21 protein-coding genes are annotated in these 25,475 nt (G+C 63.0%); 13 read left to right on the top strand and 8 right to left on the bottom strand.

From position 1 onward, the window contains the following. Nucleotides 1–53: 53 nt before the first annotated feature. The 7 genes from NKH43_RS00640 to murA form a co-directional block, all read right to left on the bottom strand. Complete coding sequence (locus tag NKH43_RS00640) at nt 54–1,802, bottom strand: ABC transporter ATP-binding protein (protein WP_352856118.1); 1,749 nt, start codon at nt 1,800–1,802, stop codon at nt 54–56. Beyond that, entirely contained in the window at nt 1,799–2,638 is an 840-nt protein-coding gene (locus NKH43_RS00635; protein WP_352856116.1) for an ABC transporter permease, read from the bottom strand. Before NKH43_RS00635 ends, NKH43_RS00640 begins: the two co-directional genes overlap by 4 nt. After that, entirely contained in the window at nt 2,638–3,597 is a 960-nt protein-coding gene (locus NKH43_RS00630; RefSeq protein WP_352789786.1) for an ABC transporter permease, read from the bottom strand. The genes NKH43_RS00635 and NKH43_RS00630 overlap by 1 nt, the downstream gene beginning before the upstream one ends. A gap of 34 nt (nt 3,598–3,631) precedes the next feature. Then, entirely contained in the window at nt 3,632–5,152 is a 1,521-nt protein-coding gene (locus NKH43_RS00625; protein ID WP_352856114.1) for an ABC transporter substrate-binding protein, read from the bottom strand. Nucleotides 5,153–5,251: 99 nt separating this feature from the next. Then, on the bottom strand, nt 5,252–6,157 hold the full coding sequence (gene murQ, locus NKH43_RS00620; RefSeq protein ID WP_502906444.1) for an N-acetylmuramic acid 6-phosphate etherase: 906 nt from the start codon (nt 6,155–6,157) through the stop codon (nt 5,252–5,254). A gap of 186 nt (nt 6,158–6,343) precedes the next feature. Then, complete coding sequence (locus NKH43_RS00615; protein ID WP_352789794.1) at nt 6,344–7,234, bottom strand: glucosamine kinase nucleotide-binding domain-containing protein; 891 nt, start codon at nt 7,232–7,234, stop codon at nt 6,344–6,346. After that, nucleotides 7,231–8,487, bottom strand: a complete 1,257-nt coding sequence (gene murA / locus NKH43_RS00610) for a UDP-N-acetylglucosamine 1-carboxyvinyltransferase (RefSeq protein ID WP_352856107.1) — start codon at nt 8,485–8,487, stop codon at nt 7,231–7,233. Before murA ends, NKH43_RS00615 begins: the two co-directional genes overlap by 4 nt. Nucleotides 8,488–8,703: 216 nt before the next feature. Between murA and NKH43_RS00605 the strand changes: the two genes are divergently transcribed. Then, nucleotides 8,704–9,552, top strand: a complete 849-nt coding sequence (locus NKH43_RS00605; RefSeq protein ID WP_352856104.1) for a MurR/RpiR family transcriptional regulator — start codon at nt 8,704–8,706, stop codon at nt 9,550–9,552. A 43-nt stretch (nt 9,553–9,595) separates the two neighbouring features. On the opposite strand, the gene NKH43_RS00600 is transcribed toward NKH43_RS00605, so the two are convergent. Continuing rightward, nucleotides 9,596–10,267, bottom strand: coding sequence for a FadR/GntR family transcriptional regulator (locus NKH43_RS00600; RefSeq protein WP_352856101.1), 672 nt, complete (start codon nt 10,265–10,267; stop codon nt 9,596–9,598). Between the two features lie 195 nt (nt 10,268–10,462). Between NKH43_RS00600 and NKH43_RS00595 the strand changes: the two genes are divergently transcribed. The 12 genes from NKH43_RS00595 (at nt 10,463) to NKH43_RS00540 (ending at nt 25,471) form a co-directional block, all read left to right on the top strand. Further along, complete coding sequence (locus tag NKH43_RS00595) at nt 10,463–11,341, top strand: fumarylacetoacetate hydrolase family protein (protein ID WP_023716702.1); 879 nt, start codon at nt 10,463–10,465, stop codon at nt 11,339–11,341. After that, entirely contained in the window at nt 11,338–12,117 is a 780-nt protein-coding gene (locus NKH43_RS00590) for an alpha/beta fold hydrolase (protein ID WP_352856098.1), read from the top strand. Before NKH43_RS00595 ends, NKH43_RS00590 begins: the two co-directional genes overlap by 4 nt. Before the next feature lie 54 nt (nt 12,118–12,171). After that, the gene (locus tag NKH43_RS00585) at nt 12,172–13,512 is read left to right on the top strand and encodes a metal-dependent hydrolase family protein (protein ID WP_352493952.1); all 1,341 of its coding nucleotides are present in this window, start codon (nt 12,172–12,174) and stop codon (nt 13,510–13,512) included. 74 nt (nt 13,513–13,586) lie between these two features. Then, nucleotides 13,587–14,588 (top strand): branched-chain amino acid ABC transporter permease, encoded by a 1,002-nt coding sequence (locus tag NKH43_RS00580; protein ID WP_023716705.1) that lies wholly within the window; start codon nt 13,587–13,589, stop codon nt 14,586–14,588. Then, nucleotides 14,585–15,610: a branched-chain amino acid ABC transporter permease gene (locus NKH43_RS00575; protein WP_352638996.1), complete on the top strand. Its 1,026-nt coding sequence runs from the start codon at nt 14,585–14,587 to the stop codon at nt 15,608–15,610. Before NKH43_RS00580 ends, NKH43_RS00575 begins: the two co-directional genes overlap by 4 nt. A 46-nt stretch (nt 15,611–15,656) precedes the next feature. Further along, complete coding sequence (locus tag NKH43_RS00570) at nt 15,657–16,904, top strand: ABC transporter substrate-binding protein (RefSeq protein WP_352856094.1); 1,248 nt, start codon at nt 15,657–15,659, stop codon at nt 16,902–16,904. A gap of 27 nt (nt 16,905–16,931) precedes the next feature. Continuing rightward, on the top strand, nt 16,932–17,717 hold the full coding sequence (locus tag NKH43_RS00565) for an ABC transporter ATP-binding protein (protein WP_352856091.1): 786 nt from the start codon (nt 16,932–16,934) through the stop codon (nt 17,715–17,717). Then, nucleotides 17,710–19,965 (top strand): ABC transporter permease, encoded by a 2,256-nt coding sequence (locus tag NKH43_RS00560; protein WP_352856089.1) that lies wholly within the window; start codon nt 17,710–17,712, stop codon nt 19,963–19,965. The genes NKH43_RS00565 and NKH43_RS00560 overlap by 8 nt, the downstream gene beginning before the upstream one ends. Nucleotides 19,966–20,044: 79 nt before the next feature. Continuing rightward, on the top strand, nt 20,045–22,231 hold the full coding sequence (locus NKH43_RS00555) for a flotillin family protein (RefSeq protein WP_352856087.1): 2,187 nt from the start codon (nt 20,045–20,047) through the stop codon (nt 22,229–22,231). A gap of 81 nt (nt 22,232–22,312) precedes the next feature. Then, nucleotides 22,313–22,750 carry an SRPBCC family protein gene (locus NKH43_RS00550; protein ID WP_023716711.1) on the top strand — a complete coding sequence of 146 codons (438 nt, stop codon included), beginning with the start codon at nt 22,313–22,315 and terminating at the stop codon, nt 22,748–22,750. A 10-nt stretch (nt 22,751–22,760) separates the two neighbouring features. Further along, nucleotides 22,761–24,278, top strand: coding sequence for a zinc-binding dehydrogenase (locus tag NKH43_RS00545; RefSeq protein ID WP_352856084.1), 1,518 nt, complete (start codon nt 22,761–22,763; stop codon nt 24,276–24,278). A gap of 83 nt (nt 24,279–24,361) precedes the next feature. Further along, entirely contained in the window at nt 24,362–25,471 is a 1,110-nt protein-coding gene (locus tag NKH43_RS00540) for a carbohydrate kinase (protein WP_352856081.1), read from the top strand. The last annotated feature ends 4 nt before the right edge of the window (nt 25,472–25,475 follow it).

Below are 25,475 nucleotides of genomic sequence, written 5' to 3'. Positions count from 1 at the left end.
AGCAGCGATCCGTCCCACTCCCTCTGGCCTTGCATCCGTCTGGGCGACAATCATCACACTTCCACCCGTACTCTATGATCCGGCCCGAACTGCTGCCATTTGGCCGGGCCCGGCTCAAATCCCAGCGGACGCACGAGCGAGGGAACCTGGCGCGTGTCCAGCTCGAAACGTTCATGCCGCCGGTCTATGGTGGGAACGGCCGCGATAAGCTGTTTGGTATAGGAGTGCTTCGGCTCCGAGAGCACCAATCTGGCATCGCCGATCTCGACGATCTGGCCGGCATAGATGACCGCGATGCGATGGGCGATCCGCTCGACCACAGCCATGTCATGCGAGATGAACAGATAGGCCAGCCCGAATTCACTCTGCAGCTCGATCAAAAGCTCCAGCACTCTGGCCTGCACCGATACGTCGAGCGCCGAAACCGCTTCGTCGAGGACGACAACGGAGGGATTGAGCATCAGCGCACGGGCAATGCACAGCCGTTGGCGTTGGCCGCCGGAGAATTCGTGCGGATAACGCTGCAGGCTGTTTTCCGGCAGGCCGACGCGGTTCAGCAGCGCGGCCATTTTCGCTCGCGTCTCAGCAGCTATCCGCCCGCCCGTGGCGATCACCGGTTCCGCAAGAATGCTTTCGATGGCGAGCCTGGGATTAAGCGAGCCATAGGGATTCTGGAACACCATCTGCACGGGAAGGGCGCTCTGCCCGGCGGCGGCCTTGCGCGTGCTGGCCAAGATTGTGCCGCGCGTCGAGCGCACCAGCCCCAGAATCGCACGGGCGGCGGTGGATTTTCCGGAACCGCTCTCGCCGACGACGGCCAATGTTTCGCCCGGCATCAAGTCGAAATCCACACCGTCCACCGCATGCACGGCACCGCTGGCGCGGCTGAAAAAGCCACCCTTGACGGGAAATCGCACCACGAGGCCATCGACCTTCAGCGCCGGCTCGGTAGCTTTTTGCTTTTCGCGTTGCATGTCTTTGCGTGTCGCACTGCCGCCGGCGAAATGCGGCACCGCATGAAGCAGATGCCGCGTATAGGGATGCTGCGGATCGTCCAATATCTGGTTCAGCGCGCCTTGCTCGACAGCTTCTCCGCTTTGCATCACCATCACCTTGTCGGCGATACCTGCAACCAAGCCGATATCGTGGGTGATGAAGATCATCGACATCCCGGTTTCCTGCTTCAACTCGGCGAGCAACGCCATGATCTGCGCCTGCACCGTAACATCCAGCGCCGTCGTTGGCTCGTCGGCAATGAGCAGGCGCGGGTTGCAGGCGAGCGCCATGGCGATCATCACCCGCTGCAGCATGCCGCCCGAAAGCTGGTTGGGCGTGTATTTCAGCCGCCGTGCTGCGTCGGGAATGCGCACATGGTCGAGCGCGTCCTTGGCCGCCGCCGTCGCTTGCCGGCCGGTCAGGCCGCGATGCAGGCGAAACGACTCCTCGATCTGCCTACCGATGGTCAGCACCGGATTGAGCGAGGTCATCGGCTCCTGGAAGATCATGCCGATTTCGCCGCCGCGGATTTTCGTCAGCTGCGGCTCGGCCGCGGCGGTCAGGTCGAACATGCTGCCGTCGGCCCGCTTCAGCTTGATCGAGCCCGCGGTGATGCGGCCGCCGCCATAATCGACAAGGCGATTGATCGAGAGCGCCGTCACCGATTTGCCCGAGCCGCTTTCGCCGACGATGGCCAGCGTTTCGCCGTCAGCGAGATCGAAGCTGACGCCGCGCACGACCTCATTGGCTGACGGCTTTCGGCCGAAGCCGACGCGCAAACCGCTGACGGACAGCAGCGGGATCATGCGATCGATCTCCGCGTCTTCGGGTCGAGCACATCGCGCAACGCATCGCCGAGCAGGTTGAAACCGAGGATGCTGATCATGATCGCCAGCCCCGGGAAGATCATCAACCAGGGAGCCGTCTCCATCAGATTGCGGCTGTCGCTCAGCATCAGGCCGAGCGACGCGGCGGGCGGCTGCGTGCCGAGCCCGAGGAAGCTTAAGCCGGCTTCGGTGAGCAGTGCCCATGCCAGCGCCAGCGTCACCTGAACCGTCAGCGGCGCGACCAGATTGAGCAGCAGATGCCGTGTCACGATGTAGCTCGAGCTGCTGCCGAACGTGCGGGCCGCGTCGACGAACTCACGCGCCTTGAGCGACAGAGCCGGGCCGCGCACCACGCGCGTGAAGATCGGCGTGTAGACGATGGCAATGGCGACGACACTGGTCCAGGTTCCGGGTCCCGCAACCGCGACGATCAGCAGCGCCAGCAGGATCGCCGGGAATGCCAGCAGCACATCCATGATGCGCATCACCAGGCCGTCCCAGCGGCGTCCGAACCAGGCTGCCGCCAGCCCGAGCACGGTGCCGGCCAGTGTCGCGAAGGCGACCGAAAAGAAGGCCACGAGGAAGGACTGGCCGATCCCGGTCATCAGCCGGCTTGCGACATCGCGGCCGAACAGGTCCGTGCCCATCCAGTAAGTGCTGTCAGGCGCATGCAGCCGCTCGACCCGGTGCTGCGTCAGCGGATTGTCCGGCGTCAGCCCCAGCATGCCAAGTACGGCAAGCAGCAGATAAAGCGCAACGATGGCACCGCCGATGCGGCCGCTGGTGTGCGCAAGTATGGCCCGCAATGTCGCCATCAGTGTTCGCTTAGCCGAATACGCGGGTCGAGCGCGACATAGGCGAGGTCGACGAGGAGATTGACGATCATGAAGTTGAAGGCGATAAACAGCACGCTTCCCTGCACCAGCGCATAGTCGCGCTGCAGGATGGCGTCCAGCACCATGCGGCCGAGACCGGGCAGCGCGTAGATCTGCTCGACGATGACTGCCCCGCCCAGGAGATAGCCGAACTCTATGCCGCTCAGCGTCACGACCGGGATGAGCGCATTGGGCAAAGCATGCCGCCAGATGACGCCGCGCGCCGAGACGCCCTTGCTACGCGCGGTCCTGACGTAATCGTCGCTCAGCACGTCGAGCATCGCCGAACGCGATATACGGGTGACCGACGCCGCGAAGGCGAAACCGAGCGTGACGGCCGGCAGCAACAGCTGGCTGAGATTGCGCAGCGGATCCCGCCACAGCGGCGAAAACTCGCCCATCGCCGGCAAAACGCCAAACCCCGCCGACAGCGTGTAGATGATCAGCAGTGCAAGGACGAAGTTCGGCGTCGATTGTCCGATCATTGCGACAACGCGCACGCCGAGATCGGAAAGCTTCTCATTGTGGGTGGCGGCAAAGATCCCGGCCGGCATGCCGACGACAAGGGCGATGATCATCGACAGCAGCGCTAGCTCCAGCGTCAGCGGGAAGCGTTCGAGGATGACGCCGAGCACCGGCCTGCCATAGGTGGACGAAATGCCGAGATTGCCTTGGAAAAGACCAAGCAGCCAGCGCCAGTACTGGATGAACCAGGGCTGGTCGATGCCGAAATAGGCCGCAAGCGCGTCGCGCTGAGGAGGCGTCAGCAGGCCGGCTTCGGTTCCCAGCATTGCCGTGATCGAATCGCCCGGAACCATCCGGATCGCCAGGAACACCACGATGGACACGCCAAGCAGGACGAGAGGGAAGGTCGCCAGTCGCCGCATCAGATAGTTCACGCGAATAATATCCTCTCGTCCGGCATCGAAGCAGCTACTGGATCGTCACCTTGGCGAGGCTGAACAGCGAACCTGTCGGCACTGGTTCGAATCCTGCGATATTCTTCTGCTGGGCGGTGTAGCTGTAGGACGTGTAGAGCCAGATCCAGGGCGACATCTCAGTGATGTGGTTCTCGAAGTCGGCGAAGATCGCTTTGCGCGCCGCCGGGTCGGTCTCGGTGCGGCCCTTCTGCATCAGGCTGTCCAGCGTATCGTCGATATAGTTCGCCACCTTCTGCAGATTGCCGGTCTTGGTCCAGTAGCGATTATACATAGTGTAGGGATCGGCCCTGCCGCCGTTCAGCGCGACGGCCATGTCGAAATCGCCCTTCAGCCATGCATCGACATAGACGTTGAGCTCCATCATTTTGATGTCGAGCTTGACGCCGATTTCTGCGAGCTGCGACTGGATCACCTGGGCTTCCGCCGCTGCCGTCGGCGGCTCGCCGGTGGCGCCGATCACGGTCGCCGAAAAGCCGTCGGCATAGCCGGCCTCGGCCATCAACTGCTTGGCCTTGTCAATGTCGCGCTTATAGCAGAACAACTGGTTCGGATCGGTCGCCAGGGCCGGGATGGTCAGCGGGCCGGTGACCTTGCCTTCGCCGAGCGAGGCGGTGTCCAGCACTTCCTGCCGGTCGATGGCGCAGGAGATCGCCTGGCGCACCTTGAGTTCGGTCATCGGCTTGCGGGAAGGATTGAGCTGCAGCACGTGATAGGCAAGCACCGGCACGCGGTTCAACTGCAGGCTGGCCTCCTTGGGCACCAGCGTGGCGACAAGCGGATCGTTGAGCAGGGCAAAATCGATCTGCTTGGTGCGCATCGCCGCCAGGATCGCCGTCTCGTCCGGCAGCACGCTGATCTCGATGCCGTCGACACCAGTCGCGCCGCCCGCCCAATCCTTGTTGACGACAAGCACTTCCTTGGAATTCGGATCCCACTTTTCGAGCTTGAAGGGACCCGAGCCGACCGTCGTCGTGCCGATCGAGCCGGCCTTGATTTCGCTTGCCGGGACGATCGCCGCATTGACGTCGCTCATCGCCGTCAGGATCGGCACATCCGGCTGCGAGAGATGGAACACAACGGTGGCTGGATCGGGTGTGTCGATGCTGGCGATCGAAAGAAAGTTGGCGCGGGCGGCCGCACCGGTCTTCTCGTCGAGTATGCGCTCGAAGGATGCCTTGACGTCGGCCGAGGTCACGGCGGCGCCGTTCTGGAATTTTGCTTTCGGATTGAGCCTGAAGCTCAGCTCCTTGCCGTCCGCCGAGAACTGCCAGGAGTCGGCAATCGCGGGCGTGATCTGCAGATTGGCGTCGAGCCGTACCAGCGGTTCATAGATCAGCTCCAGCAACCGCAGCGAGGAGAATGCCGTCTGCTTGTGCGGATCAAGACCGGTGGCGTCCTGCGACCAGGCCATGTGCAGCGTCGCCGCACTCGCCTGCACCGGTGCCGCGGCAATGGCCAGCATTGCCGCAAGCGTCATCCCGGAAAGCAGTTTCTTGCCAATGTGCCGTACCATTGTCGTCTCCCATTATTGTTAAACCTGATGCCTTGCAGTTCCCCGGACCGCTTCAAAGGGACACACGCCCCGGAACATCGGCCCAGCATCCATGCGGTCTTACACCGTCTTTTCGCCTATCGCCTTGCGCAGGAAACCTCCCGCATTGGCAAGCGCCGTACGTGCTTCTTCGACGCCCATGCCGGTGATCGTCACCAGGATTGCCAGTTTTACGTCATTGCCGGTCTGGTCGAGTGCCTGTCGTGCCTGCTGCGCCGCGCAGCCGGTCGTCTGCATCACGATCCTGACCGCCCTGGCGATCAGCTTCTTGTTGCTTGGATTGAGGTCAACCATCAGGTTCTGATAGCTCTTGCCGATGCGGATCATGCTGGCGGTCGACAGCATGTTGAGCACCAGCTTTTGCGCGGTTCCCGATTTCAGTCGGGTCGAGCCGGTGAGGACCTCCGGTCCAACCACCGGAGAGATGGCAATATCGGCAATTCCGGCAATGGTCGATCGCGGATTGCAGGACAGCGCCACGGTGGTGGCTCCCACCTGCTTGGCATAGGTCAAGCCGCCGATGACATAGGGTGTGCGTCCGCTGACAGCGATGCCGACCACCACGTCGCCGGCGGTCAGCTTGATGTCCTGCAGCGCCTTTATTCCCTGCTTCGGATCGTCCTCCGCGCCTTCCGCGGAGTGCACCAGCGCGTCGACGCCGCCGGCGATCAGGCCCATCACCATGTCCTCGGGCACGCCGAAGGTCGGCGGACATTCCGAGGCGTCGAGGACGCCAAGCCGGCCGCTCGTGCCCGCGCCCATATAGACAAGGCGTGCACCTTTCTGGAACGCGCTCACGATCCGGTTCACGGCGGCAGCAATGTCGGGGATGACCTTCTCGACGGCTGCCGCAACGCCTTTGTCCTCGTCATTGATCTTGCGCAGCACCTCGAGGGTCGGCAACAGATCGATGTCCATCGTCTTCGGATTCCGGTCCTCGGAAACCAATCGCTCCAGCTCCGACATCAACCCGTGTTCGACCACTTGCTTGCTTTCAATCTGCTGTGAGCAGGAATGTGATGCGGTGCCAGCCGACGTCCAGTGCCCGCAGCCGGCGACCGGCAACTTGCTTCTGCTTGGTTAACTTTTTTGAATTCGATATTCCTCGTGTCAACGGATTCTAGGAATATAATATTCCTTCAGGCAGGAGCACTATCGCTGACACAGGGATTTCCTAGCCAGGATTATGGCTCCCGAAACCGCATCGCCATCGGCCGGCTTCAGACGTCGGCGGACGTCGGGAGCGAGCCATGGCTCTAGCGGGCTGGACAGACCGCCGAGCAGCGTAACCCGCGGCGCGCCCTTTTCGAACAGCACCCGCACGAACGTGTCGACCTGCTCGGCAGCACCTTGCACGATGCGCCGTCCGGCAGGATCGCCCTGGTCGGCGTGGCGGATCACCATCGGCGCCAAGGCGGCATAGTCGGTCGCGCTGGCGCGGTCCATCCAGGCCACCGCCTCGAACGGATCGTCCCTGAAGCGCTGCATCACCTCGGTCAGCAGCGCCGTCCGCTCATGCCGGCCGTCATGGGCACGCAAGGCAAGCTGCACTGCCTTTAGTCCGAGATCGGCGCCGCTGCCCTCGTCGGAAATCGGAAAACCGTAGCCGCCGACGCGCAGGTCGCGCCCTTCGACAAAGCCGAGCCCGATCGAACCGGTCCCGGCTATGACGATGGCGCCGTCTTGACCCGAATGAGCGCCAAGGCAAGCCGCGACGCCGTCGCTGACGAAGTCGATGCTCGCAAAGCGATGTTCGATGCCACGAAACGCCTCGAGCGCACCCTTGCGGCCGATGCCGGCAAGACCGATGCCGGCGCGGATCCTGGCGATTTCCACCGCCGCGAACCCTGCCTCTTCGATCGCCGCGCCAAAGGCTTTGGCAATCGAGGCCCAGGCCGCCTCTATACCGAGCCGCGTTGTCGCCGGGCCCGACAGGCCTTGCCCGAGCACAGTTCCTGCCTCGTCTTCGATACGCGCCCGGCAGCCGGTTCCGCCGCCATCGACGCCCAGGAAATAATGCGGAGACACCGCGCCGGCACTCATCCACTTATCCGCTCGATCTGGGCGCCACACAGGCGGAGCTTGCGGTCCAGCTGCTCATAGCCACGGTCGAGGTGGTACACCCGGTTGATCGTTGTCTCGCCTTCGGACACCAGCGCCGCCAGCACCAGCGAGACGGAGGCGCGCAGGTCGGTCGCCATCACTTGCGCGCCCTTCAGCTTCTCGCCTCCGCGCACCAGCGCCATGGTGCCTTGCAGCTTGATATTGGCGCCGAGCCGCATCAGTTCGGGCACATGCATGAAACGGTTCTCGAAGATCGTCTCGCGCAACAGCGAAGCGCCCTCGGCACAGCACATTAACGCCATGAACTGCGCCTGAAGATCGGTCGGAAAGCCCGGATAGGGCTCCGTCGTCACGTCGACCGCCTCGAGTGGCCCGTCTCTCGACACGATCAGCCCGCGGTCGCCCGGCCATATTTTCACACCGGCTGCTTCGAGCAGCTGGACGACGGATGCCATGTGCTCGAGCCGCGCGTGGGTCAGCTCGAGCTGACCGCCGGTGATAGCCGCTGCGACGGCATAGGTGCCGGCCTCTATCCGGTCCGGGATGATGTCGTGCGTGGCGGCGCGCCAGTCTGTGCTGCCCGCGATCAGGATGCGGTGCGTGCCGGCGCCCTCGATCCGCGCGCCCATGGCGTTCAGGCAGGCGGCAAGATCGGCCACCTCCGGCTCGCGGGCCGCGTTGAGGATCTCGGTCTCGCCGTGTGCAGTCGTCGCCGCCATCATCGCAGTTTCGGTCGCGCCGACCGACGGCGAGCTCAAAACGATGCGCGCGCCTTTCAGTCCGCCCGGCGCAGACGCGACGATCAGCCCGTTTTCGATGGCAATGTCGGCGCCAAGTGCTGCAAGCGCGGCGACATGCATGTCGACCGGCCGTGCGCCGATCGCGCATCCGCCAGGCAGCGAGACCCGGGCATGGCCGAAGCGGGCAAGCAGCGGACCGAGAACCAGCACCGTCGCGCGCATGCGCCTGACTGTGTCGTAGCTTGTCTCCCTAGAGACGGCAGCACCGGCATCGATTGTGGCGGCATGCGCCGATCTGGTGACTTCAGCCCCATGAAGCCCGACGACGCCAAGCATGTTGTCGACATCGGTCACCTCAGGCAGGTTGGTCAGCTGCAGCGGGTGGGGGCTGAGCAAAGCTGCCGCTATTTGCGGCAAGGCCGCGTTCTTGGCGCCGGAAATCGTCACCGCGCCCTCAAGCCTGTGCCCGCCGACGATCCGCAATCTATCCATGGCTCTGACCTAATCCAAGGTGTCGGCGAGTCTACGCGCTTGCAGGCGATCTTTCATGTCCGAATTCCCGTGCATGTCCGAATCGTTGGTGTGGGCGAAAGACTAGGCCGAAACCGCACGGGTCGAGATTTGATAGATCATTCTTGGCTGTCAATCAGGAACGGAATAATTTATTCCTTGGCTTGGCATTGTCGATGACCGGCAACAGGGGAACGCATGTCCGTCCTGAAGAAGATCGAGGCCAAGCTCGAGATCATGGCGCCCGGCGATCGCGAGATCGGGCGGTACATCGTCGACAATCCCGACCAGATGCTGCGCCTGTCGACGGCGGCGCTCGCCGCCGAAATCGGCCACAGTCAGTCGAGCGTCGTCAAGTTCAGCCAGAAGCTCGGCTATGCCAGCTATCAGGAGCTCAAGCTCGCCGTCAGCGAGGCCAAGTCGCAGGAATGGCACGTGCCGGCCGGCATGATCCACGGTTCGATCGAGGTCGGCGACAGCTATCTGGTCATCTTGCGCAAGCTGATCGGCAGCAAGCTCTTGTCGATGCAACAGACCGTCGCAACCAACACCGAGCAGGAAATCGGCAAAGCCCTCGAAGCGTTGAACGGGGCGCGCCGCATTCATCTGGCCGGCGTCGGCGCATCCTCGCTCGTGGCGCGCGATTTCTCCTACAAGCTGATGAAGCTCGGCCGCAACGTGCTGCACGACAGCGACAGCCATGTGCAAATGGCCAATGTCTCGACGCTTGGACGAGGCGACGTGCTGTTCGCGCTCTCCTATTCCGGGGCGAGCATCGAAACCCTGCGGATAGCCGAACTGGCTCGCAAACGTGGCACCACCGTGATCGCCGTCACTGGACTTCGCGACAATCCGCTGAGCCGCGTTGCCGACATTCGCCTCCACACGATCGCCGATGAAGAGCGCGCGCGCTCTTCGTCGATAACCGCGCGCGACGCACAACTGACGCTCACCGACCTGCTGTTCATCCTGCTCGTGCAGAAGCAGCCTGACGCCAACGAATACGTCCACAACAGCGAACTGGCCGTCTCGGTACTGAAGGCTTAGTCGTTGGACGCATCTCACCCGCTCTCCTTGAGCCGCGCGTCTATTAGCGGCCCAGAAGGTTGCGCTCGACTGTCTTGAGATGGGCGAGCATCGCCTGGTTGGCGCTTTCCGGGTCGCGGCGCAGCAATGCGTCCAATATTGTCTGATGCTCGTCGCAATAAACGCGCCTGCGCTCCTCCGAGAATGAGCGCTTTTTCATTTCGAACCACGGCGATTGGTTGCGGATCGTGCGCATGAGATTGTGAATCTCTTTCAGGAAGTCATTGCGGCAGCAGGCGAAGACGCAGTGATGGAACTCGGCGTCCCAATGCTCGAAGTCCGGCATGTCCTCGGCAGCGCATGCGGTCTGATGCGCTTCGCGAACCGCGTTTAGTTCCGCCATGCTGGCATTTGTGGCGGCGAAGGCCGCCGCCGCTGGCTCCAGCAACTGCCTGATCTCCATCATGTCGGCGGGGCTGGTGCCTTCCATCCGCGTGACCGTCGCCGCGATGGAATTGGGATTGGTCGCAGTCAGAAAAGTGCCGCGCCCGACATGCCGGACAACCGTTCCGTCCTCCTCCAGGAAGCCGACGGCACGACGCACCGTATTGCGCGCCACGCCGAACTCGGCCGCAAGGTCGCGCTCGGGCGGCATCCGCCCGTCCTGAAGCCACTCGCCGGCCGAAATCCGTTTTTTCAGCACAGTGGCGATGTCGTTGGCGACGAGCTTGGGCATTTGTTGAGAGCTTTTAATCTGATCCAATGTTGAACCAATACTATCAGCCGGCGCCCTGCCGGTCCAGTACCTGATGAGGTCAAGGCCCGATTTACCGCGACAAGTGACGAAAACCCTCTTGCAGCCTAAACCAATCGGCGATAGCGTGTAACGAAAGAGCTTATATTGGCTCATAAAAGGTTCAGGGAGGAACGAATGAAGGTCGCGACGTTTTCGATTGCAGGCGAACGTCGCGTCGGCGTTGTCGATGTCGACAATCAGTCGGTCGCCCCCTTCGATATCCCTGTTGACCAGGCGCTGTCTGGCGTGCTGGCGCTGTTGCGGCGCAACGGCGCCGGGATGCCGCGCACGCTGTCGCCGGTTCCGCTGGCGCAGGTCGAGCTCGAGGCGCCGATACCTTTGCCTGCCCGCAACATCTTTTGCGTCGGCAAGAATTATTATGAACACGCCCACGAGTTTGCCCGCAGCGGCTTCGATTCGAGCGCCGGTGCCGGCGCCATTCCGCAACATCCGATCATTTTCTCGAAGGTCCCCGAATCGGTCGTTGCAACACATTCGAACGTGCTGATCGACCCTTCCATATCGATTGCGATCGATTATGAGGCGGAACTGGCGGTCATTATCGGCAAGGGCGGACGCGGCATTTCGAAAGCCGAGGCTTACGATCACGTCTGGGGTTATACGATTGTCAACGACGTCACTGCCCGCGACCTGCAGGGAAAATATAGCCAATGGCTAATCGGTAAGTCGCAGGATACGTTTTGCCCGATGGGGCCATGGGCGATCACCAAGGATGAGCTCGACCTGGAAAACGCTTCGGTACGTTGTTTCGTCAATGACGACCTCCGCCAGAATTCCAAAATATCGCTGCTCATCTTCGATATTCCGACGATCATATCGACGCTTTCGCAAGGCATCACCTTGAAGCCGGGCGACATCATCGCCACCGGCACGCCGGTCGGTGTCGGCATCGGCTTTGATCCGCCGAAATATCTCAAAGCCGGCGACATTGTGCGGGTCGAGATCGACGGCATCGGGACGCTGGAGAACCGGATCGTGGAGCGGGTGCAATGACAACTGTCACCGTCGGTCCGATTGTCGCGGAAGTCGCCGGCGAGGGCGAGCCGGTGGTGATGATCCACGGTCTCGGCGGAACCTCGAACATTTTCCAGCCGCAGCTGGAGGCGCTCTCGGCCTACCGGGTCATCCGCCTCGACCTGCCTGGATCCGGCCGCTCGCCGCGGCCGCTCGATCCATTGACGATCGAGCTAATGAGCGACGCCGTCATCCGCGCCATGGCGGGCATGGGCGTCACCCGGGCGCATTTCGTCGGCCACTCCATGGGCACGATCGTCTGTCAGTTGGTCGCAGCGATGCAGCCGTCGCTGGTCAGGTCGCTGGTTTTGTTCGGTGCTCTCGCCGAGCCGGCCGAGGCGACGCGGCAAGGCCTTGCCAACCGGGCGCGATTGGCGCGATCGGGCGGTATCGCCGACATCGCCGACCAGATCGTCACCAATGCGCTGTCGGCACATACCAGGGAAACCTCGCTGGCCGCCGTCGCCTTCGTGCGCGAATCCATCACCAGGCAGGACCCGGAAGCCTATGCCCGCAGCTGCGAAGCTCTGGCCAAGGCGACGGCTGTGGATACGCGCCGGATTTCAGCGCCGACCCTTTTGGTTACCGGCGACGCCGATACGGTCAATCCGATGAGCGTCGGCCAGGCGCTTGCCGACAGGATAAAGGGAGCGATATTCTTGTCTCTCGATCGGTGCGGACATTGGGCCACGGTGGAGTGCCCCCGCGAAAGCAGCCAAAGGCTCGCCGATTTTTTGAGACGCGTTGATAGGTGAGGATCGGAATTCGGGCGTAAAAACAGTGCGCCCGACAGTTTGGGAGGTTTTCTGATGGCAGACGACGGCTGGAACGGAAACGGTCCGGGCAGCACGCTCTTTACCAATGTGCGCGTGCTCGATGCGACCGGCGAATACCCCTACACCGGCGAAGTGCTGGTTCAGGGCAACCGTATCAAGCAGATCACCAAGGGCTCGTCGCGTTTCGGCTCGCCGGCTGTGTCGTCCTCCTACAGCGGCTTGTCAGGCGGTGTCACAACGATCGACGGCATGGGCGCGACGCTGATGCCGGGCATGATCGACGCGCATCTGCATCTCTCCTGGAACAACGCGCCCGGCATCGACCCGATCCAGATGATGGAGGTGGAAGAGCACATGCTGGTCACCATGGAGATGGCCAAGCTGGTACTCGACGCCGGCTTCACTGCCGGCCGCGGCGCCGCAGCCGCCAAGCCGCGGCTCGACGTGGTGTGCAAGAAATTCATCAATCAGGGGCGTTTTCCCGGGCCGCGTTACCTCGCCGCCGGCCCCGAGATCACGACGGTCGGCGGCCTCGGCGATTCCGCGCCTTCGCACATTCCGCATGAAGGCCTCAATCTCGGCATCGTCGTCTCCGGTCCCGAGGAAATCCGCCGCACGGTGCGCCAGCTGATCAAATACGGTGTCGATTCCATCAAGCTCAATCTGTCAGGCGAAAGCATCACCGGCATGGGCGCCGAAGAAACGCCAATGTCGGAGGAAGAGGTCGCCATGGCCGCCTCCGAGGCGCGCTGCCGCAACAAGGTGCTGTCGGCACATGCGCGCTCATCCGGCTCGGTCAAGCAGTGCGTCCGTCATGGCATCCAGAACATCTACCACGCTTCCTTTGCCGACGAGGAAGCTCTGGACATGCTCGAGGCGGCCAAGGACAAGCATTTCGTGGCCCCCGGCATCGCCTGGCTGATCAACACCGCGCGCCATGCCGAGCAATGGGGCATCAAGCCTGGTTCGCCGCTTTCGCTCGAATATGAGCGTGAGCTCGAAATGTGCATCGAGACGATGAAGAAGATGCATCGACGCGGCATCCGCGTCTGCATCGGTGGCGACTACGGTTTTGCCTGGACGCCGCAAGGCACCAACGCCAAGGACATCCAGACCTTCGTCGAGATGCTTGGCTTCTCGCCGATGGAGGCAATCCAGGCCGGGACCAAATATGGCGGACAGATCATGGGGATGGGCGACGAGCTCGGCATGATCAAGGAAGGTTATCTCGCCGATCTGCTGTTGATCGACGGCGACCCGATATCGGACGTGCGCATCCTGCAGGACAAGAACCGCATCCTCGCCATCATGAAGGACGGCAAGTTCCACAAGGCGCCGCGCTTGAATGAGCAGCGCCGCCGGCTGACCGCATGAGCATTCTGGACCGGCCATCTTCGCCCGACATTTCGCGGCCTAAGACTTCGGGGCTCGAGATTTCTGGCGGCGGCATGACGCGCAGACAGGCGTGGGGTCTTTTCTGGCTCCTCGCAGCTGCCGTCATTGCATGGCTGGTCTTTGCCGTCTGGCCGGACTGGCTGAACGCCATCCTGATTTCCAAGAAGGCATTCGTCAGCGCCATCCTCAACGGCATCACCCTGGCTGGCCTTTATTTCCTGGTCGCCAGCGGCTTTACCCTGATCTTCGGCCTGATGCGCAACGTCAACCTGGCGCATGGCTCGCTCTATCTGCTTGGCGCCTATATCGGCTATGAGGTGGCGAACCGCACCGGCTACTGGCTGCTGGGTGTCGCCGCGGGCTTCATCGTTCTGGCCCTTGTCGGCGTCGTCATGCAGATCTTCGTCTTCCGGCGACTGGAAGGCGACGACCTTCGCCAGACCCTGGTCAGCATCGGTATCTCGATCGTCGCCGCCGACCTGATGCTGGCGGTCTGGGCCGGCGGCACCTATCAGATCCCGGTGCCGGAATGGCTCGACGGTGCACTGACCTTACCGGTGGTCACGGCCGTGCGGTCTAACGGCGTCTCGGTGTTTCTCACCTACCCGCTTTATCGCGTCGTCGTGCTGGCGGCTGCGATCGTTATCGGCATCGGCCTTTGGCTGATGCTGCACAAGACGCGCGTCGGCATGATGGTCCGCGCCGGCGTCGACGACCGCGCCATGCTGTCGGCCTCGGGCGTCAACGTACACGCGGTCTTTGCTATCGTCTTTGCCGTCGGCGCCGGGCTTGCCGGCTTTGCCGGCGTCGTCGGCGGCTCGGCATTGTCGGTTGCGCCCGGCGAGGACGTCCGCTATCTCCTGGCCTCGCTCGTCGTCGTCATCGTCGGCGGCATGGGTTCGATTACCGGTGCTGCAATCGGCGCGCTGCTGATCGGCCTCGCCGAACAGATCGGCCTCGTCTATTTCCCGACCTACGGCATCGTGCTCACCTTCGTCATCATGGTGGTAGTGCTGTCGGTGCGGCCGCAAGGCATCATGGGGAAAGCGCGATGAGCCTGACCGTCGCCGTAGGCGCCGCGCCTCGACAGAACTGGCTGGAGAAGCTCGGCGCCGGTCACATCATCCTTGCCGTAGCATTGGTTCTCTACCCGCTGGTGGCATCCGATTTCTTCCTGACGCAGATCGGCGGTTATTCGCTGATCTTCGGCATGCTCGCACTGTCGCTGATGATGCTGGCCGGCTATGGCGGCATGGTCAGCCTTGCCCAGATCACTGTCGCCGGCATCGCCGCCTATGCCATCGCCATCCTCGGCGAGAACAATTCGAACGTGCTCGGCCTCGGCTGGCCGTGGTGGATCGCAGCACCCTTCGCCATTTTGGCAGCTGCGGTGGCATCGGCGCTGATCGGCTGGATCTCGGTGCGCACCGAAGGCATCTATACCATCATGATCACGTTGGCGATCGCCACCGCGACCTTCTATTTCGCCCAGCAAAACTACGCGATCTTCAACGGCCATTCCGGCTATGCCGGCATTCGCGCGCCGGTGTTCTGGGGCGTCAACTGGCGCGACCCGAAGGCCTTCTATTATCTCTGCCTGGGTTCGGCGGTGCTGTCCTACGCGGGGATACTCTACGGCGCCCGCTCGACCTTCGGCATGACCGTGCAGGCAATCCGCGACAATCCGCGTCGCATGCGCGCGCTCGGCTATCACGTCACCGCACACAAGGTCTTCGCATGGTTCCTGGCTGGAATCATTGCCGGTGTCGCAGGCGTGCTTTTGGTCTGGTTCAATGGGCGCGTTTCACCCGGCACGATCGGCGTCGATGCAGCCATCGACGTGCTGATCATCGCCGTCATCGGCGGTTTGCGCCACCCGATCGGGCCTTTTCTCGGCGCGCTCGTCGTTGTCCTGATGCAGACCTTTGCCATCGACCTTGTCGGAGCCGAGCGTTTCAACACGCTGATCGGGCTGGTGTTCCTGGTGATCGTCTTCATCTCGCCGGATGGAATCCTTGGGTTGTGGGGGAGGATCAGACCGCAGCTAGCTCAGGAGTCCTTGCGTTCCGGTCCGTGACGCCGGAGCGGAATGAACTGCATCAATCAATCAAAGGGAGGAAAAAATGAGAATACATCGACGCACACTGCTTGCGCTGGCGCTTGCCACCGGGCTGACAGCTCCGTCTCTGGCGCTAGCCGCCGACGACACGATCAAGATCGGCCTGCTCGCCACTTTCGAGGGACCGTTCACGGTGCTCGGCGAAGACGGCGAGCGTGGCGCGAAGACGGCGCTCGACGAGGTCAGCGGCATGGTTGCCGGCAAGAAGATCGAAATCGTCAAAGGCTCGTCCGACGCTTCACCTGATAGCGCCGTGCGCGCTGCCCGCAAGCTGGTCGAGCAGGATGGTGTCAAGGTGTTGGTCGGCCCGCTTTCGGGCGATGAGGGCCTCGCCGTCAAGGACTATGCCAAGACCCAGCCGACCGTGACCTTCATCAATGGCACCTCGGCGGCGCAGGACACGACGCTGCGCAACCCGGCGGAAAATTTCTTCCGCTTCTCGACCGACGGCGCGCAGTGGATGGCGGGTCTCGGCACCTATGCCTTCAACGACAAAGGCTACAAGCGGGTCGCTACGGTCGCCGAGGACTATTCTTTCCCGTATACGCAGGTCTTCGGCTTCATGGCCGAGTTCTGCAAGGCAGGCGGCAAGGTGCCGTCCAAATCCTGGGTGCCGATCGGCAACAAGGATTTTTCGTCGGTTATCGCGGCCATTCCCGATGACGTCGATGCAATCTACGTCGCGCTTGGCGGCGCCGACGCCGTGAACTTCCTGACCCAGTATCAGCAGGGCGGCGGCGCGGCCCCCTTGATTGGTGGCTCGATCACCGTCGACCAGACGGTGCTGACCTCGAAGGGCAAGCTGCGCGACGTGCTGGTCGGCACGCCTTCCGCCGGACCAACCGCCGACACCAACGACACGCCTAGTTGGAAAACTTTCGTCGAAGCCTACAAGAAGCAGCCAGGTGCCTTTCCCTCGCCGTCGCTCTTCGCCCACGGCTATTACGTCAACATGAAGGCGACATTGCTCGGTCTCGAACAGGTCGGCGGCGATGTCGCCGATGGCGGCGCCAAACTGCGTGACGCACTCTCGAAACTGTCTTTCGACACGCCGACCGGCAAGGTGTCACTGGACAAGAACCGCAACGCGATTGCCGACATCTACCTGACCGAGGTGACCGAGGGGCCGGACGGCAATCTTTTGAACAAGCTCGTCAAAGTCGTGTCGCAGGTCAACCAGACGCTGGGCATTCCCGAAGACGAGTTCACCAAGCTTGGGGCTGTCAGCCGCGACAATCCGAGCTGCCCGTAACCGCGTGGCTTGCGAGTATATCCGCCCGTGACCGAAACTCTTGCCGCGAACCGTCTCCAAGGCTCCGGCGCCTTTGCGCTGGAACTCGATGGCGTTGCGCGGCATTTCGGCGCTTTGGTGGCGCTCTCCGGCATTGATATGAGGATCGCGGCTGGCGAGCGGCGCGCGGTTCTCGGCTCTAACGGCGCCGGCAAGACCACGCTGTTCAATGCAGTGACCGGCGATTTCCTGCCGACGGCTGGCCGCATCCGCTTCTTCGGTGAGGACATCACCGACTTGCCGCCGCATGAACGCATCCGGCGGGGCTTGCGGCGGACCTACCAGATCTCGCAGCTGTTCAAAGGCTTGTCGGTTCTCGACTCGATCTTTCTCGCTTGCCGCGGCGTCTCACGCCGACGGTTCTCGCTGCTCCGCCCAAAGGCCACCGACGTCAACATGGTGCAGGCGGAATCGATCCTCAATGCCGTGCATCTCGAGGCCTATCGCGACCTGCTGGTGGCGACACTCAGCCATGGCCAGCAGCGGCAGTTGGAGATCGCGCTGGCGCTGGCCGGCGCGCCACGCTTCATCCTGTTCGACGAGCCGGCGGCCGGCCTGTCGCCGACCGAGCGCCGCGACTTGGTGGCGATCCTCAATGCGCTGCCCAAGCATATCGGCTATATTATCATCGAGCACGATCTGGATGTCGCGCTGCGCGTTTCGGAATATGTGTCGATGATGCACAACGGCCGTCTGTTCAAGGAAGGCACGCCGCAAGAGATCGAGGCCGACCCGGAGGTCCAGGATATCTATCTCGGGGGCAAGCATGGCTGAGCGCCCCGTTCCCCTCGGCCGAACGCTCCCTTCTGGCCCAGCCTCTTCCGGCAAAATAGGCAAGGCGATCCTCAAAATAGAGGATCTGCAGGTCTATTACGGCGAAAGCCATGCCCTTCAGGGCGTCTCGCTGGCGCTGGAAAGCGGCGTGCTGTCGGTGGTCGGCCGCAACGGCATGGGCAAGTCGACGCTCTGCAACACCATCGTCGGCCTGAAGCGCGCGCGCTCCGGCTCGATCCGCGTCGACGGCCGCGAGATCACTGCGCTCGAACCGCACGAGATCCATCGCCTCGGCGTCGGTTATGTGCCGCAAGGGCGGCGCGTCTGGCCAAGCCTGAGCGTTGATGAGCATCTCCGTCTCGCTGCCGGCAATCGGCGCGATGCGAGTTGGACCGTCGAACGCATCTACCAGACATTTCCGCGCCTCGCCGAGCGCCGCACCAATGGCGGCTCGCAGCTCTCCGGCGGCGAACAGCAGATGCTTGCTATCTCGCGTGCCCTGCTCAGCGACCCGAAGCTGCTGGTCATGGACGAGCCGACCGAAGGCCTTGCGCCGATCATTGTCGACCAGGTTGAGCGGATGCTCGTCACCCTGGCCGAGGAAGGTGAGATGGCGATCCTCGTCATCGAGCAGAATATCGGCGTGGCGACCGCTGTTTCCAACCAGGTCGCCATCATGGTCAACGGCCGCATCAATCGGCTGATGGACGCGGCAGCGCTCGCGGCAGACCGGGAATTGCAGCAACGGCTGCTTGGTGTCGGACGCCATGCCGACGAGACGTCCGTCACGCCGGCAGCCGCGGCACAGGCGAAGGACCAGTTGGCTGAAGTCTACCGCATCGACCGGACGGCTACCGGTTCCGAACCGATGACCCAGAATGGAACCTACCTTCCGGTCACCGAACTGCCCAACCGCTGGAACGTGCCGGTCACGGCCATGCGGCAAGCGGCTATCGAGAAGGCCGCGCCACAGGACGATTTGAAGAAGGTCTTTGCAATTCCTTTCGCCGAACGCATTGGAAGAACAGTGCTCGTCGCGGGCACTTTCGATACCAAGGGCAAGGAGTTGCGGTTCGTCGCCGACCGGCTGAAGTCCCTCGGCATTCCGGTTCGCACCGTCGACCTCTCCACCTCCGGAAAACCGTCGAGCGCCGACGTTCCCGCCATGCAGGTGGCCGGAATGCATATGCGGGGATCGGCGGCCGTTTTCACCAATGATCGCGGCGGCTCGGTGAGCGCTATGGCGGAAGCCTTCGCGCGCTGGATCGAGCGCGAGCCGCGCATTGGCGGCGTCATCTCGGCCGGCGGCTCCGGCGGCACCACGCTGGCAACAGCAGGCATGCGCGTGCTGCCCGTCGGTATCCCCAAACTGATGGTGTCGACCGTGGCAGCCGGCGATGTCGCCAAATATGTCGGCGGCGCGGACATCATGATGTTCCATTCGGTTGCCGACGTTCAGGGGCTGAACTCGATCACCGAACAGGTGCTGTCAAATGCGGCGCATGCGATGGCGGGCATGGTCGCGCAGCTGCCCAATGCCGAAGCCTGGGAAGCCAGGCGCAAGCTGGCGCGCCCGGCTGTCGGCATCACCATGTTCGGTGTCACGACGCCGGCGGTGCAGGCGGTAACCAGGCGGCTCGAAGCCGACTACGACTGTCTCGTTTTCCACGCCACCGGCATCGGCGGGCGGGCAATGGAGAAGCTCGGCGATTCGCGGCTGCTCTCGGCCTTCCTCGACCTGACCACGACGGAAGTGGCCGACATGATCGTCGGCGGTGTTTTTCCGGCGACTGAAGACCGCTTTGGCGCCGCAATCCGCACCGGCTTGCCCTATGTCGGCTCGACCGGCGCGCTTGACATGGTCAATTTCGGCCCGCGCGACAGCGTGCCGGAGAAATTTCGAAGCCGCAAATTCGTCATCCATAATCCGAACGTCACGCTGATGCGGACAACCCGCGACGAGAACCGCGCCTTTGGCGAATGGATCGGTGCGCGGCTCAATGCCATGAATGGCCCGGTGCGGTTCCTGTTGCCGGAGGGCGGTGTCTCGACGCTCGATGCACCAGGCCAGCCGTTTCACGATCCGGAGGCCGACCACGCCCTGTTCGAGGCGATCGAGAAGACCGTTCGCCAGACGCCGCAGCGCCATCTCGAGCGTGTGGGTGCGAACATCAATGACGCGCTCTTCGTCGATGCGGCGGTCAATGCGTTCCGCGCGATCACGCCGAAACTGCAGAGGCGAGCATAATGGCTTCGAGCACGCGCAATTGTAAAATCGGTGCCGGTAGCCTGTGGCTGACCGCATTCTATTTGGGAGGGTAGAAAAGATGGCCGCGCAGACCTTGGGCGCTTTCCTTTTGTGGCTAATCATTGCCGCGATCGTCGTGGTGATCGCCGTCTACATACTGCGATGGCTTTATCGCCGGTCGACCAAGGAGACGGCATTCGTGCGCACCGGCTTCATGGGCGAGAAGGTGGTGGTGAACGGCGGCGCTTTCGTCATTCCGGTGCTGCACGAGATCACGCCGGTCAACATGAACGTCCTGCGCATCGAAGTGCGCCGCGAGGATGCCTTTGCGCTGATCACCAAGAACCGCATGCGCGTTGATCTGGTCGCAGAGTTCTTCGTCCGTGTCGGCGCCGGCCGCGATCTGGTCGCCGCCGCAGCCCAGACGCTCGGGCGCCGCACGCTGCAGCCCGACAGCCTGCGCGAATTGCTGGAGGGCAAGTTCGCCGGTGCCATGCGCACCGTTGCCGCCCAGATGACGCTGGAAGAGATGCACGAGCTGCGCGGCGACTATGCGGCCAGGGTCCGGCAGCTTGCCTCGGAATCGCTCGCCGCCAACGGGCTGGAGCTGGAAAGCGTCGCCATCGTCGACCTCGACCAGACCAGCCTCGAATATTTCGATCCGTCCAATGCCTTCGACGCCGAAGGCCTCACCCAACTGACGGAATCGATCGAGACGCGCCGCAGGATGCGCAACGAGATCGAGCAGCGCACGCTGGTCGACATCCGCAACCAGAACCTCGACACCCAGCGCAAGGTGCTGGAGATCGACCGCGACACCGAATACGCCCGCCTCGAGCAGGAGCGCGAGGTCGAGATACGTCGCGCCTCGCAGCGCTCCGAACTCGCCAGGGAGCGGGCGATCCGCGACCAGGAGGCCGAGCAGGCGCAACTGTCGGCGCGCGAGGCCGTCGAGAAATCGCGCCTCAACCAGGAGCGCAACATTACCGAGGAGCGCATCAAGAGCGAGGAAGACACGCAGCGCCGCGAGATTGCGCGCCGCCGCGCCCTCGATGAGACGGAAATGAAAATGCGCGAACTGACCGAGCGCGAGCAGATCGCGCTAGAGCTCGCCCTGGAAAAGGCCAGGATCGAACGCGAAGGCACGCAGAGCGAGCTCGAGATCGAGCGCAGGAAAGCCCTCGAAATCGCCGAGCTCGAACGCCAGATCGCGCTGGCGGAAAAGGCATTGGAGGTTACCAGGGCCGAGGCGGAAAAGCGCCGCGCCGAAATTGTCGAGAACCAGGCGACCGAAACAGCGCGGATCGGGCAGGAGCGTGCCATCGACGAGGTCAGGATTGCACGCGAGCGTCACCTCGAGGCGCTGCAGATCGCCAAGCGCCAGGCTTTCGAGGAAGCCGAAATATCGGCCGGCGAAGAGGTCGAGCGCGCTCGCATCACCACCGAGCGCGGCATCGAGGAGGCGCGGCTGATCAAGGACCGCGACATCCGCCAGCTCGGCGTCGAGCGCGACCAGAAGATCGAGATAGCCGAAATCCAGAAGGCCATCGACATCGCCAAAAAGACGCAGGAGCGTTCCTCCGCTATCGCGGCATCCGAGGCGGTGCGCGCCAAGGCCATCCAGGCTGAGGAGCAGGCCTTCACGGCGCGCGAGCGCGAGATCGCCGAGCGCCGCAAGCTGACCGACTTGATCGGTGCGGCTCGCGAGGCCGAGCGCGAGGCCTTGCGCATAACCGCGGCCGCAGATGCCGAGATGAAGGCGGCCAAGAGCCTGGCCGAAGCGCAGAAGATCGCCGCTGTTGCCGCGGCCGAGGCGGAGAAGATCCACGCCCTTGCGGCGGCCCAGCGCTACGAGGTTGATGCCGCCGGCCATCGTCAGCTCAACGAGGCCGACAATCTGCTCTCCAACGAGGCTCGTGCCGGTCGCCTGCGCGGCAAGTTGCTCGACCACATGGAAGGCATCATCCGCGAAAGCGTCAAGCCGATGGAGAAAATCGACGGCATCAAGATCCTGCACGTCGACGGCATCAATGGCGGGCAGGGCGGCAACCGCAACGTCACCGACGAGGTGATCGATTCGGCGCTGCGCTACCGGGTCCAGGCGCCGATGATCGATAATCTGATGAAGGAGATCGGCATCGAGGGCGGCTCGCTCGGCCGCATGACCGACGTGCTGCGCGATGCCAAGGACATATCGAGCCTGACCCGCGACAAGAAAGGCAAAGGCAAGGTCAGCAAGGACGACGATGACGACCGCGACCGCTGACCAGGTCCGGTGGGCGGTGTGCTGTGCGAATGAGTGGCGATGCCTCGGCACCGGCCGCTCGTTCGATGCGGGCGGTGGGGCATGACCAAGGTCTATGTGTCCTCGGTCATCCCTGCGCCGGCTGCGGAAGTCTGGAAGCTCGTGCGCAACTTCAACGGCCTTCCCGCCTGGGCGCCATTCGTTGCGGAGAGCCGCGTCGAACAGAACGCACCGGCCGACCAGATCGGCTGCATCCGCAACTTTGTGCTCAGGGATGGCGGGCGGATTCGCGAAAAATTGCTGGCACTGTCCGACTACGATCTGTCGTGCAGTTACGCTATCCTGGAAAGCCCGATGGCGGTGGAGAATTATATCGCCACGCTGTCGCTGACGCCGATCACCGACGGCAATCTCACTCTGGCCGAATGGGAGGCGGAGTTCGACTGTGCGCCTGAGCGCGAAGCAGCACTTATGCATCAGATCGGCACCGGCGTCTTCCAGGCGGCGTTGAGCGCACTCAAGCAGCGCTTCGGGCGCTGACATTCCCGCGATGGTTCAAGTCCGCCAGAGCACCATCATCGATGCGCCGATCGATGATGTCTGGTCGATTCTGCGCGATTTCAACGGCCATGAACGCTGGCACCCGGCGATCTCGTTCAGCGAAATCGAAGGTGGCGACCCGGTCGATGCGGTCGGTTCGGTTCGTCATTTCCGCCTGGCCGATGGCGGCGAGTTGCGCGAACAACTGCTGGCGCTGTCCGACAAGGACTTTCGGCTCGCCTATTGCCTTCTCGAAGCGCCGCTGCCGCTGATGGGTTATGTCGCATCGATCCAGCTGAAGCCGGTGACCGACGGCAACGCGACCTTCTGGGAATGGCGTTCCGAATTCCATCCACCTACGCACCGCCGCGACGAACTGGTCAAGCTCGTCTCCGAAGGCATTTATCAGGCCGGCTTCGCGGCGATCCGCAGCCTTTTGCGAGGAAGGGTTCTGTCTGCCAAGGCAAGAGCGCCAACGCCGGCACCTCCGTCAGCCCCGCCGCTGATCGCTTCGCCGGTCTCTTCCGCAACAACATCGTTCGGCCAGTCAGCAACAACCAGGGCTATTGTGGTCGAGCGCTATGGCGGTCCGGAGGTGCTGCAACTCAAGGAGATCGGCTTGCCGCCGCCGGCGCCGAACGAGGTGCGGATCCGCCATACTGTGATCGGCGTCAACTTCATCGACGTCTATTGCCGCACCGGCTATTTCGACCTTTTGCAACCACCGGGCGTGCCTGGCATGGAGGCAGCCGGCGTCGTCGAAGCGGTCGGTTTGGAGATTGCCGGTTTCTCGGTCGGCGACCGCATCGCCTATGCCTGCCCGCCGGTCGGCGCTTATACCGAGCGGCGCAACGTGGCGCCCGATCTGCTGGTTCGCCTGTCCGACGATATTCCCGACGAGATTGCGGCCGCGGGTCTGCTCAAGGGCGTCAGTGCGAGTTTTTTGCTGCATGATGTCCATGCGGTGCAGCCGGGCTCCGTCGTTCTCGTCCATGCCGGCGCCGGCGGCATCGGCCAGCTTCTGGTGCAATGGGCACGCCATCTCGGCGCAACGGTCATTGCAACGGTGTCGAGCGACGACAAGGCGCGCATCGTCGAACGCCTCGGTGCCCATCATGTCATCGTCTACTCGCGTGAGAATTTCACTGAGGCCGTCATGCGGCTGACGGGAGGCGTCGGCGCCGATGTGGTCTACGATGCGGTCGGCCAGGATACGTTCGGCGGCTCGCTGGCGGCGCTCCGCATTCGCGGTCACCTCGTCAGTTTCGGTCAGGCGTCAGGGCCGATCGGCAATTGGGACATCGGCCGCTTTGCATCGAAGTCGATCACCGTATCGCGTCCCAACTATGCGCATTACACCGACACGCCGGAAAAACTAGCCCCGCACGTCGAGCGTTTCTTTGCCGCGCTGCGACAGCGCGTCGTCAGGATCGAACCGCCCAAGCGCTATAACCTATCCGACGCCGGCGATGCTCACCGCGACCTTGAGGCCAGGCGGACAATAGGCGCATTGGTGCTGGTGCCATAGCCGACACTCGTCGAAACAGATGTTGACAATGTCATCTGTTGTTGCGAAGCGTTCAGCCTCGAATTTGACGGCCGGGTGGGACAATGGACGACCTTGGAGCACAGGAACAAGCGGTTCTCGACCTCATTGCGGCGAACCCATTCGCCGGCCAGCAGGACATAGCAACGGCGCTCGGCATCGCCCGCTCGACGGTCGCGGCCCACATCGTGCAACTCGTCAACAAGGGCTATATTCTCGGCCGTGGTTACGTCTTGCCGACGTCCAAGCGCATGGTCTGCGTCGGCGGCGCGGTGCTCGACCGCAAATACCACGCCAAGAAGGATCTGATTTTCGAGACGTCGAACCCGGTCGACGGTTATCGCAGCTTCGGAGGGGTCGCCCGCAACGTAGCCGAAAACCTTGCCCGCCTCGGCGTCGACATAAGCTTCGTCTCGATCGTCGGCGACGATGAAACCGGCCGCTCGCTGGTGCGGCACCTGCGCGATCTTGGCGCCGATGTCAGCCAGGTCATCACCACCACGGAACGGCCGACGGCGGAATATGCCGCCATCCTCGACCGCAACAATGATCTGGTGCTCGGCATTGCCGACATGGAGATCTTCGATCTGTTTTCGTCGTCCTATCTCGACCGCTTCTGGCCGCATCTGGCTTCGGCGACATGGGTGTTCATCGACTGCAATCTGCCGGCTTCGACCATCGCAGCACTGATCTCGCGCAAGCAGGGCGCGCGCTTCAAGCTCGCCGTCGACACAGTCTCGTCGCCGAAATCAGCGCGCCTGCCTAAGGATCTGACCGGCATCGACCTTCTGTTCACCAACCATGACGAGGCCAATACGATGCTCGGCATGACGGATGCCGACAAGCGGCTAACGCCGAAGGAAGCAGCAGCAGCGCTGCGCGCGGCCGGCGCCAGCACGGTGATCGTAACCGCAGGCGCGCATGGATTTGCCGTTGCGACCGAGAGCGGTGTTACGACGATGCGCTCCGTCCCGGCGCAGGCCGTCGACATCACCGGCGCCGGTGACGCGATGATCGCTGGCACTTTGTACAAGGTGCTTTCGGGTGATCCGGTCGCTCATGCCGCGCGCACCGGCGCGCTGCTCGCCACGCTGACCACCGAGAGCGAATCGAGCGTCCACCCCGATCTGTCGCCGCGCTTCCTTGCCGCCGGCACGTACCGCATTCCTGCCTGAAAGC

The organism is Mesorhizobium sp. M1163 (assembly GCF_040318415.1).
In the GTDB taxonomy this organism is placed as follows: Bacteria; Pseudomonadota; Alphaproteobacteria; order Rhizobiales; family Rhizobiaceae; genus Mesorhizobium.
Note: the sequence above shows the minus strand (reverse complement) of the source record. Positions and strands in the feature narration are given on the sequence as shown.